The sequence below is a fragment of the Mycobacterium sp. ACS4054 genome (assembly GCF_001667275.1).
Lineage (GTDB): Bacteria > Actinomycetota > Actinomycetes > Mycobacteriales > Mycobacteriaceae > Mycobacterium.
In genome coordinates, this window is sequence record NZ_LZHV01000053.1 from 44,410 (window position 1) to 55,064 (window position 10,655).

Genomic DNA, 10,655 nt, shown 5'->3' on the forward strand with positions numbered 1-10,655 from the left:
CCAGCCAGACTCGCCGTCGTTGCGCGGCGACACCGCAAAACTGTAACGTGTTCTAGTTAGAGGGGCAGTGAGTTGGAGGTGACAGGTGAGTACCGACACCAAGGCGGTCGGCATCCGGGAGATCGATCCCGGCGCATTGCCGACCAGGTACGCCCGGGGCTGGCATTGCCTCGGTGTGGCGAAGGACTTCCAGGACGGTAAGCCGCACTCCGTGGAGGCGTTCGGCACCAAGCTGGTGGTTTTCGCCGACTCACAGGGGGACCTCAAGGTTCTGGACGGCTACTGCCGCCACATGGGCGGGGACCTGTCGGAAGGCACCATCAAGGGCGACGAGGTGGCCTGCCCGTTCCACGACTGGCGGTGGGGCGGCGACGGCCGCTGCAAGCTGGTGCCCTACGCCAAGCGCACGCCCAAGACCGCGCGCACCCGCTCGTGGACGACCGATGTGCGGGGTGGCCTGCTGTTCGTCTGGCACGACCACGAACAGAATCCGCCGGACCCCGCGGTCCGCATCCCCGACATCCCGGAAGCGGCCAGCGACGAGTGGACCGAATGGCGGTGGAACCGCATCCTGATCGAGGGGTCGAACTGCCGCGACATCATCGACAACGTCACCGACATGGCGCACTTCTTTTACATCCATTTCGGGTTGCCGACCTACTTCAAGAACGTCTTCGAGGGCCACATCGCCTCGCAGTACCTGCACAACGTGGGCCGGCAGGACGTCAACGACCTGGGCACCTCCTACGGCGAGGCGCACCTCGATTCGGAGGCTTCGTACTTCGGGCCGTCGTTCATGATCAACTGGCTGCACAACAGCTACGGCGGGTACAAGGCCGAGTCGATCCTGATCAACTGCCACTACCCCGTGACCCAGAACTCGTTCGTGCTGCAGTGGGGCGTCATCGTCGAAAAGCCCAAGGGCATGGACGAAGCCATGACCGACAAGCTCTCGCGGGTATTCACCGAAGGCGTCAGCAAGGGCTTCCTGCAGGACGTCGAGATCTGGAAGCACAAGACCCGCATCGACAACCCGCTGCTGGTCGAGGAGGACGGCGCCGTCTATCAGCTGCGCCGCTGGTATCAGCAGTTCTATGTGGACGTGGCCGACATCCAGCCGGAAATGGTGGAGCGCTTCGAGATCGAGGTGGACACCACCCGCGCCAACGAGTACTGGAACGCCGAGGTCGAGGAGAACCTGAAGGCCAGGGATTCCGAAGACGTTCCGGCGGAGCAACACTGACCGACATGTCCGACGATCAGCCGGCGGTTCCCGACGTCGATCGGCTCGCTCGGTCGATGCTGCTGCTGCACGGCGATCATCACGACCACGACGACGCGCCCGCCCGCGACGGCGGCTCCGGATCCTGGTCGAAGTCAAGGGATTTCGCCAACGACCCGCAACGCGCGGCCGCCGTCGCCGAGGCCAGTCGCGCCGACCGCGAGCGCTACCTCAGCTCGGGGCTGCTGCCGGTGGACTGCCGGTTCTGCCACGTGACGGTCACAGTCCGCAGGCTGGGCCCGGGCCACACCGCGGTGCAATGGAACACCGAGGCGTGGCAACGCTGCGCGCATTTCACCGAGGTGCGCAACTCCGGCGGCGACACCGCCCGCACCCGGTCCTGTCCCAAGTTGAGCGACAGCATCGAACACGCGGTCGCGGAGGGCTACCTCGGCGAGCCGACGCCCGAGGACGACTGAATCACAGCCCGGCGAAGCGCTCCTTGACGGTTTCGACGGTCAGCCCGTAGTCGGCCAGCGAGTACCGGTGCTTCGGCGCGCGCTCGCCGGATTGGCTGTCGGCGTGCGTCTTCTCCATGGCCGCGCGCGCCTCGTCGGTCAGCGTCAACCCGAAATGCCGGTAAATGTCGGCCACGGTGCCGATCGGATCGGCGATGAGCTCCTTGTAGTCGACGTCGTAGAACTGGGCGGGCGAATACTTGGCACGGGCGACGTTGAAGCGCTCCAGCCCGCGCGACCAGGTGTCCATCGCGTCGGCACCGATTTGCGCCCCGTCGAACGACGTCGACCAGCCCTCGGCGGTGTGCTGGGCCAGTGAGCACATCGAAGCCATGATCGTCTCGACCGGCCGATGCGTCTGAATAACCAGCGCGTCGGGGTAGGTCGCCATCAGCGCGTCCAGTGCAAACAGGTGGCTGGGATTCTTGAGCACCCAACGCTTTTCGGTGTCGTTGAGGCCGATCAGCTGGAGGTTCTTGCGATGCCGTTGGTAGGACGGCGTCCAATCCTGCCCCGCCAGCCACTGCGCATAGGTGGGGACGTGCGCGAGCGTCTCGTAGGACACCGAATGCAGCGACTGCCGGAGCAACTGCCAGCACTCCTCCAGCTCGTACGCCGCCATGAAGTGCAGGCCGGTGTAGCCGGGGTTCTCCTGGTGGTGCCTGGTGAATTGCGCGTCGAGCTGTTGGTAGAGGGGGTGCGACTCCCAGGTTTCGCGTGGCGGGCGGGGCTGGGGGAATTCGGCCAGCCACATGTGCAAGCCCTGGTGCGCGGGGTCGGCGCCCAAAAGCCGGTGCAGCGCGGTGGTGCCGGTGCGCACCAGGCCGGTGACGAAAATCGGGCGTTCGATGACGACGTCGGCGTGCTGCGGGTACTGCTTCCACGAAGCCTCCGACAGCAGCCTGGCGACCAGCGCGCCGCGCAGGAAGAACCGATTCATCTTGCTGCCCAACACCGTTAGGCCGGCCTCGCGCCGGTAGGAGTCGAGCAGCACCTCCAGCGCCTCGAGATAGTTGTCGTCGTTGGCGCCGAAGTCGTCCAGTCCGGTGAGCTTGGTGGCCGACGCGTGCAGTTCGTCGACGGTACCGATATCGGTGCGATCGCTCATCAGGTGTGGTACTCCCCGCAGTTCACATCGAGCGTCTGCCCGGTGATGCCGCTGGACAGGTCGCTGGCCAGGAACAGGATTGCCGAGGCGACCTCGTCTTCGGTGGGCAGGCGCTTCAGGTCGGAGTTCGCGGCGGTGGCCGCGTAGATCTGGTCCACCGTGGTGCCGTACTTGCCCGCCTGATGTTCGAAGTAGGCCTGCAGGGTGTCCCCCCAGATGTAGCCCGGGGCAACGGAATTGACGCGGATTCCCTTCTCGCCGAGTTCGGTGGCCAGCGATTGCGACATGGACAGCAGCGCCGACTTCGCCATCTTGTAGGCGCCGTATTTGGCCTGGGAGTGCCGCAGCACCATGGAGTTGACGTTGACGATCGACCCGTGCGACTTTTCCAGTGCGGGTGTGAAGGCCTGGATGAGCCGCAACGCGCCGAGCGCGCTGAGCTCGATGGCGTCGCGGATGTGCTGAAAACTGGTGCCGGCCAACGGCTTCATGGACGGCACGCGGAAGGCGTTGTTGATCAGCACGTCGACCTTGCCGTAGGTGGCCATGGTCGTCTCGACGAGGTAGCTGACCTCGTCGTCGTCGGTGATGTCGCAGCGCACGGCCAACGCCCTGTGCCCGGCGTCGTCGACCTCCTTGGCGACGCTTTCCAGCCGTTCCACCGTGCGCGCCGCCAGCACCAGGTCGGCACCGTCCTGGGAGAACCGGTGCGCCAGGGTGGTGCCGAGTCCCGGCCCTACGCCGCTGATGACGACGACCTTCTCGTTGAGCAATCCTGACATCGTCACCCCAGCATCCTGGCCGCAATTTGTTGTTGGCGCAGCGTTATTCGCGCACGCCATTCGTCGTCGGAGATCTTATTGTGCTCGAAGTACGGCAACGCGGCCGGGACGGCGTCGAAGTCGACCAACTCCACGGTGGGTCCGTCCGCCTCGGTGAGCTGTCGGGACACCCGCTGCCAGCGGAACTGCAGGAAGCCGCGCCGATGGCCGAGCGTCTCCACCCAGTTGGTCACTCCCGGATTCTGGTCGGCGACGACGATGCGCACCTTGCCGTCCGGATCCGCCTGTGCCTGAGTGTTGTTCAACGATGTCTGGTGATTGATGTAGTCCAGCGAGATGTACCACAGGCTGCCCAGCTGGAAGCCGAGATAGGGTGCGTCGGAGACCGGGATGGTGATCACCAGCGCCTGATCGGGGCGCAGGTCGTAGTGGCCGACCGACGAGTACTGGGTCGCCAGGCCGCCCGGCGTCAACCGGGGCGCGACCATGGTGTTGACCGGGAGATCGAGGTAGAACCACTGCGGGAACTGCAGCCATGTCTTCACCCGGTTGACGAGCTGCTTTCCGGCTGTGGCGTAACGCTTTTCGATGGTCTCCCGGGTCAGCGGCGGAGGGGCGGTGCCGGCGGTGTCCAGCCGGGAGATCGCCAGCGTGCCACGCTGTGCCGACCAGTCGCCATATACCTCGCGGATGACCAGCTGGCCATTGCTGGTGGGCCGCACCCGCCACTCGAAGCTGCCGTCGGCCGCGATCTCGAGTTCACGGTCGTCGAACGCGGCCTGGCTGGCCGGCACGTTGTCGTCGGTGTATTCACCGCCCAGCAGCTGGAAGCTCAGGTCGGTTGTGGTGCCACGCCGGCCGGTCACCACGTAGTCGTGGTTGGCGTGCACCCGGGTACCGAAGTAGAGGGTGTCGGGGTTGTCCAGGCCCATCTTGGTGAACGGCCCGGTGCCCGACTGCAGGAAGGGGTGATCGCGGTCGTAGTCGAAGGCCAGATGGATGCAGGCCGAGACGCAGCCCGCCAAATACTGCAGCCCTTCGAGCAGGTCGGCTTCGGTCTCGATGAAGGGCGCGTCGGCGACTAATTTCTCGGCTTCGGCGATCGCGGCGGTGAGGGGATCAGAGAACACGCATAGACGCTAGAACGTGTTCTACTTTTTCGTCAATGGCGAACGTTCGCGCGCGTCCGCCACGTCGTTCACCGACGAGGCCGGCTCACTAGGGGACGCACTGCTGGGACAGGTCGATCAGGTGCTGCCGCACGTCGGGATGCCGGTTCAGGTAGTCGATGACGTTGGGGCCGCCGCCTTCCGCCTCCGACTGGGCCTGCAGCTGCGCATGGAGGTCGGGATGCCGCTTGAGGTATTGGTCGATCGAGTTGCCGACGGTCTGATCGCACTGGGGGGCAGCGCCGGCCACGGGCAGCGCGATCATCGTCGCGGCGGTAACAGCCAGCAAACTCCCGGCGAGCGCGCCGGACAGTCCGCGGCCACGGGTTTTCCTGGATGTCACGGTCATGCGCGCCAGGTTACTCCGGATAGCTTTGCGTCGCCTATGCGCGAACGCCCCTATTTGGCGGCCGCGGCGCCGCTCTCTTGCTCCCGCTTGATTTCGAGCGCGATGTCGATGAGCTGGTCTTCCTGGCCACCGATGAGCTTGCGCTGACCGGCCCGGTGCAGCAGCTGGTGGGCGGGGACGCCGTAGCGCTCGGACTGGCGGATGGCGTGCTTAAGGAAGCTCGAGTACACCCCGGAGTAGCCCATGATCAGGGCGTTGCGGTCCAGCAGGCACTCGGCGGGCATGGCCGGGGCGACCACCTCTTCGGCGGCGTCGGCGATGTCGAAGAAGTCTATGCCGGTCTTGACGCCGATCTTGTCGAACACCCCGATGAGCGCCTCCACGGGCGCGTTGCCCGCGCCGGCGCCGAACCGGCGACACGACCCGTCGATCTGCTTGGCGCCCGCCCGGACGGCCTCCACCGAGTTGGCCACGCCCAGCCCCAGGTTCTCGTGCCCGTGGAAGCCCACCTGGGCGTCGTCGCCCAGCTCGGCGACCAGCGCCGCCACCCGATCGCGCACGCCTTCGAGGACCAACGCGCCGGCCGAGTCGACCACGTACACGCACTGGCAGCCCGCGTCGGCCATGATGCGGGCCTGGGCGGCCAGCTTCTCCGGCGGAATCGTGTGCGACATCATCAGGAACCCGACGGTTTCCAGCCCCAGCTCGCGCGCCAGGCCGAAGTGCTGGATGGACACGTCGGCCTCGGTGCAGTGGGTGGCGATCCGGCAGATCGACCCGCCGTTGTTCTGGGCCTCCTTGATGTCCTCCTTGGTGCCCACCCCGGGCAGCATCAGGAAGGCGATCTTGGCCTCCTTGGCCGTCTCGGCGGCCAGCTTGATCAGCTCCTGCTCGGGTGTCTTGGAGAACCCGTAGTTGAAGCTGGAGCCGCCCAGCCCGTCGCCGTGGGTGACCTCGATGACCGGCACGCCCGCGGTGTCCAGGGCGGCCACGATGGCGCCCACCTCTTCTTTGGTGAATTGGTGGCGTTTGTGGTGCGAGCCGTCCCGCAGCGACGTGTCAGTCAGCCGGACGTCCCAGATCGGGTTGAAAAATATGTCGGTACTCATCGCGTGCCTCCTGCCACCGACAGCGTCTCCTTGGCGATCTCCTCGCCGACCTTGGTGGCCGCGGCGGTCATGATGTCCAGGTTGCCCGCATACGGGGGCAGGTAATCGCCGGCGCCCTCCACCTCGACGAACGTGGTGACCACCGCCTGGCCGCCTGAGTTGAGCGACGGCTCGTCGAACTGCGGCTCGTTGAGCAGCCGGTATCCCGGCACATAGGTCTGCACCTCGGCCACCACGTCGTGGATGGATTTCGCGATCGCGTCGCGGTCGGCGTCCTCGGGGATCGCGCAGAAGATGGTGTCGCGCATGATCATCGGCGGGTCGGCGGGGTTGAGGATGATGATGGCCTTGCCGCGCTTGGCGCCGCCGATGGTCTCCACGCCCTTGCTGGTGGTCTTGGTGAACTCGTCGATGTTGGCCCTCGTGCCCGGCCCCGCCGAGACCGACGCCACCGACGCCACGATCTCCGCGTAGGGAACGTCCACGACCCGGCTGACGGCGTAGACGATCGGGATGGTCGCCTGTCCCCCACACGTGATCATGTTGACGTTCGGCGCATCGAGGTGCTGGCGCAGGTTGGCCGGCGGAATCACCGCCGGGCCCACCGCGGCCGGCGTCAGGTCGATGGCACGGATGCCGGCGGCCTCGTATTTGGGGGCGGCGTCGCGGTGCACGTAGGCGCTGGTCGCCTCGAAGACCAGATCGGGCTTCTCGGACTGGGCCAGCAACCAGTCGACCCCCTCGTGCGTGGTCTCCAGACCGAGCTTGCGGGCCCGGGCCAGGCCCTCGCTTTCCGGGTCGATACCCACCATCCAGCGCGGCTCCAGCCAATCGGACCGCAGCAACTTGTAGAGCAGGTCAGTGCTGATGTTTCCCGACCCGACAATGGCCACACTCGCCTTAGCCGGCATGACGCTCCTTTGCGAAGCTGTTGATATTTAAGTCCGACGATTTAATTCGAGCTATTCGAACGACAGATGGACAGAGCCCAGGCCTGTGAAGTCGGCCACAAACTCGTCGCCGGCATGCGCGTCTATGGCGCGCGTGCACGACCCGGGGAGAACCAGGTCGCCCTTGCGCAACCGGACGCCGAAGCCCTCCACCTTGCGGGCCAGCCACGCCACCGCGGTGACCGGGTTGCCCAGCACCGCGTCGGTCCGGCCCTCCGCTACGACCTCGCCGTTGCAGCGCAGCACGGCGTCGATTCCCTTGATGTCGACGTCGCGCGGGGACACCCGCGCAGGGCCCAGCACGAAACCCGCCGACGAGGCGTTGTCGGCGATGGTGTCGCACAACTCGATCTTCCAATCGGTGATCCTGGTGTCGATCAGCTCGATCGACGGGACCAGCGCCTCGGTGGCCGCCAGCACGTCCTCCTCGGTGCAGTCGGCGCCCGGCAGGTCACTGTTGAGGATGAAACCGACCTCCACCTCGACCCTCGGCCACAGGTAGCGGCTGGTCTTGACGGGGGTGTCTTCGAACAATTGCATCTCGTCGAGCAAATGCCCGTAGTCCGGCTCGTCGACCCCCATCATCTGCTGGATCGCCTTCGACGACAGGCCCACCTTGTGGCCCAGCACGCGGGCCCCCTCGGCGACCCGCTGGCGGATGTTGATCAGCTGGATCTCGTACGCGTCGACGACGTCGATGTCCGGGTGGACGGCCGTCAGCGGAGCAATCGGCGAGCGGCTCCGCTCGGCCTGCGCCAGGTCGGCAGCTAGCTCGTCTCGCGTCGCAACACTGAGCATCTGCAGAAGTCCCCTCGTTCGTGTGACCGGCCCAGTAGCGCCCGGCCCGGGCAATTCTATAACGTGTTCTACATGACAGCACAGGAGCTCGACGTCGTCGTGGTCGGCAGCGGCGGAGCCGGCATGGTGGCTGCCCTTACCGCCGCTCACCGGGGCCTTTCCACAGTAGTCATCGAGAAAGCTGCGCATTTCGGCGGCTCGACCGCCCGCTCGGGTGGGGGCGTCTGGATTCCCAACAACGAGGTGCTCAAGCGTGACGGCGTCCGGGACAACCCCGAGGCCGCCCGCACCTACCTGCACGGCATCATCGGCGACATCGTCGAGCCGGAGCGCATCGACGCCTACCTCGAACACGGACCCGAGATGCTGTCGTTCGTGCTCAAGCACACCCCGCTGAAGATGTGCTGGGTTCCGCGCTACTCCGACTACTATCCGGAGGCGCCGGGCGGCCGCGCCGAGGGCCGCTCGATCGAACCGAAGCCCTTCGACGCCCGCAAGCTCGGTCCGGACATGGCCGGGCTGGAGCCCGCATACGGCAAGGTGCCGTTGAACGTCGTTGTCATGCAACAGGACTACGTGCGGCTGAACCAGCTGAAGCGGCACCCGCGGGGCGTGCTGCGCAGCCTGAAGGTCGGCGCCCGCACGATGTGGGCGAAGGCGGCCGGAAAGAACCTGGTCGGCATGGGCCGGGCGTTGATCGGCCCGCTGCGAATCGGCTTGCAGCAAGCCGGTGTTCCGGTGATGCTCAACACCGCGCTGACCGACCTGTACGTCGAGGACGGCGTGGTGCGCGGCGTCTACGTCCGCGACACGGGGGCTTCGGAGTCGTCCGAGCCGCGGCTGATCCGGGCGCGGCGCGGCGTGATCCTCGCCTCCGGTGGTTTCGAGCACAACGAGCAGATGCGGGTGAAGTACCAGCGTGCGCCCATCACCACCGAGTGGACCGTCGGCGCCAAGGCCAATACCGGAGACGGCATCGTCGCCGCCGAAAAGCTGGGCGCCGCACTGGAATTGATGGAAGACGCCTGGTGGGGTCCGACGGTGCCGCTGGTCGGCGCGCCGTGGTTCGCGTTGTCGGAACGCAATTCGCCGGGGTCGATCATCGTCAACATGTCGGGCAAGCGGTTCATGAACGAGTCGATGCCGTACGTCGAGGCCTGCCATCACATGTACGGCGGGGAATTCGGCCAGGGGCCCGGTCCGGGCGAGAACATCCCGGCGTGGCTGGTGTTCGACCAGCAGTACCGCGACCGCTACATCTTTGCCGGATTGCAGCCGGGCCAACGGATTCCGCGCAAGTGGCTGGATTCCGGGGTCATCATCCAGGCCGACACGCTGGAGGAGCTGGCCGTCAAGGCCGGCCTGCCGGCCGCCGAACTGCTGGCCACCGTGCAGCGGTTCAACGGCTTCGCCCGCTCCGGCGTCGACGAGGACTTTCACCGCGGCGAGAGCGCGTACGACCGCTATTACGGCGACCCGACCAACAAACCCAACCCCAACCTCGGCGAGCTCAGGCACGCGCCGTACTACGCGGCCAAGATGGTGCCCGGGGACCTGGGCACCAAGGGCGGCGTGCGCACCGACGTCCACGGCCGTGCGCTGCGCGACGACGGCACGATCATCGAAGGCCTGTACGCCGCGGGCAATGTCAGCGCCCCGGTGATGGGCCACACCTACCCGGGCCCGGGCGGCACCATCGGCCCGGCGATGACGTTCGGTTATCTGGCCGCGCTGCACATTGCGGGGGAACGCTGAGATGCCCATCGACGTAGATGTGGCGCTGGCCGCCGAGCTGGACCCGATCGAATTCTCTTGGACCAGTAGCGATGTCCAGCTTTATCATCTGGCGCTGGGGGCCGGCAAGGATCCGATGGATCCGCGGGAACTCCGGTATCTCGTCGACGACACTCCGCAGGTCCTGCCGACGTTCGGCAACGTGGCGGCCTCCTTCCACATGACCAAGCCGCCGACCGTGCAGTTCCCCGGCATCGACATCGAATTGGGCAAGGTATTGCACGCCAGCGAGCGGGTGGAGGTGCCCGGGCCGCTCCCGCCGTCGGGTTCGGCCCGCGCCGTCACCCGGTTCACCGACATCTGGGACAAGGGCAAGGCCGCGGTGATCTGGAGTGAGACGACGGTCAGCGCGCCCGACGGCACGGTGCTGTGGACGCAGCGGCGGTCGATCTTCGCCCGCGGTGAGGGCGGGTTCGGCGGTGAACGCGGCCCGTCCACGTCCGACGCGGCGCCGGATCGATCGCCGGACCTGGAGATCGAGGTGCCGATCCTGCCGCAGCAGGCGCTGCTGTACCGGCTGTGCGGAGACCGCAACCCGCTGCACTCCGATCCGGATTTCGCTGCGGCCGCTGGCTTTTCGCAGCCCATCCTGCACGGACTGTGCACCTACGGCATGACGTGCAAGGCGATCGTCGACACGCTGCTGGACGGCGACGCCGGCGCGGTGGCCGCCTACGGCGCACGCTTCGCCGGAGTGGCGTTCCCCGGCGAGAGCTTGATCGTCAACGTGTGGAAAGAAGATGGCCGTTTGGTGGCCGGGGGGGGGGGGGGGGGGGGGGGGGGCGCCCGCCGGGGGGGGGGGGGGGGGGGGGGGGGGGGGGGGCGCGGGGCGGGGGGGGGGGGGGCGTGGGGGGGG

The 10,655-nt window shown here is 66.9% G+C and carries 11 protein-coding genes; 4 read left to right on the forward strand and 7 right to left on the reverse strand.

Annotation, left to right across the window (positions count from 1 at the left end; translation table 11 throughout):
• Positions 1-85 precede the first annotated feature (85 nt).
• Both A5730_RS14850 and A5730_RS14855 read left to right on the forward strand, forming a co-directional pair.
• Positions 86-1,243: a Rieske 2Fe-2S domain-containing protein gene (locus tag A5730_RS14850; RefSeq protein ID WP_055403210.1), complete on the forward strand. Its 1,158-nt coding sequence runs from the start codon at positions 86-88 to the stop codon at positions 1,241-1,243.
• 5 nt (positions 1,244-1,248) lie between these two features.
• The gene (locus A5730_RS14855) at positions 1,249-1,701 is read left to right on the forward strand and encodes a hypothetical protein (RefSeq protein ID WP_067901635.1); all 453 of its coding nucleotides are present in this window, start codon (positions 1,249-1,251) and stop codon (positions 1,699-1,701) included.
• Position 1,702: 1 nt separating this feature from the next.
• On the opposite strand, the gene A5730_RS14860 is transcribed toward A5730_RS14855, so the two are convergent.
• From A5730_RS14860 to A5730_RS14890, 7 genes are all read right to left on the reverse strand, one after another.
• On the reverse strand, positions 1,703-2,848 hold the full coding sequence (locus A5730_RS14860) for a sulfotransferase (protein WP_055403212.1): 1,146 nt from the start codon (positions 2,846-2,848) through the stop codon (positions 1,703-1,705).
• Positions 2,848-3,630 carry an SDR family oxidoreductase gene (locus tag A5730_RS14865; protein ID WP_067901636.1) on the reverse strand — a complete coding sequence of 261 codons (783 nt, stop codon included), beginning with the start codon at positions 3,628-3,630 and terminating at the stop codon, positions 2,848-2,850. The genes A5730_RS14860 and A5730_RS14865 overlap by 1 nt, the downstream gene beginning before the upstream one ends.
• Before the next feature lie 2 nt (positions 3,631-3,632).
• The gene (locus A5730_RS14870; protein WP_067901638.1) at positions 3,633-4,760 is read right to left on the reverse strand and encodes a hypothetical protein; all 1,128 of its coding nucleotides are present in this window, start codon (positions 4,758-4,760) and stop codon (positions 3,633-3,635) included.
• An 88-nt stretch (positions 4,761-4,848) separates the two neighbouring features.
• Positions 4,849-5,148 (reverse strand): hypothetical protein, encoded by a 300-nt coding sequence (locus A5730_RS14875; RefSeq protein WP_067901641.1) that lies wholly within the window; start codon positions 5,146-5,148, stop codon positions 4,849-4,851.
• Between the two features lie 50 nt (positions 5,149-5,198).
• Positions 5,199-6,257, reverse strand: coding sequence for a 4-hydroxy-2-oxovalerate aldolase (gene dmpG, locus A5730_RS14880; RefSeq protein ID WP_067901643.1), 1,059 nt, complete (start codon positions 6,255-6,257; stop codon positions 5,199-5,201).
• Positions 6,254-7,168, reverse strand: a complete 915-nt coding sequence (locus tag A5730_RS14885; RefSeq protein WP_067901646.1) for an acetaldehyde dehydrogenase (acetylating) — start codon at positions 7,166-7,168, stop codon at positions 6,254-6,256. The genes dmpG and A5730_RS14885 overlap by 4 nt, the downstream gene beginning before the upstream one ends.
• Before the next feature lie 51 nt (positions 7,169-7,219).
• Positions 7,220-8,005: a 2-keto-4-pentenoate hydratase gene (locus tag A5730_RS14890; RefSeq protein ID WP_067901648.1), complete on the reverse strand. Its 786-nt coding sequence runs from the start codon at positions 8,003-8,005 to the stop codon at positions 7,220-7,222.
• Between the two features lie 72 nt (positions 8,006-8,077).
• On the opposite strand from A5730_RS14890, the gene kstD reads away from it, so the two are divergent.
• Complete coding sequence (kstD, locus tag A5730_RS14895; protein WP_067901660.1) at positions 8,078-9,760, forward strand: 3-oxosteroid 1-dehydrogenase; 1,683 nt, start codon at positions 8,078-8,080, stop codon at positions 9,758-9,760.
• Between the two features lies 1 nt (position 9,761).
• A partial coding sequence (locus A5730_RS14900) for a MaoC/PaaZ C-terminal domain-containing protein (RefSeq protein WP_231994689.1) occupies positions 9,762-10,655 on the forward strand: 894 nt, incomplete at its 3' end.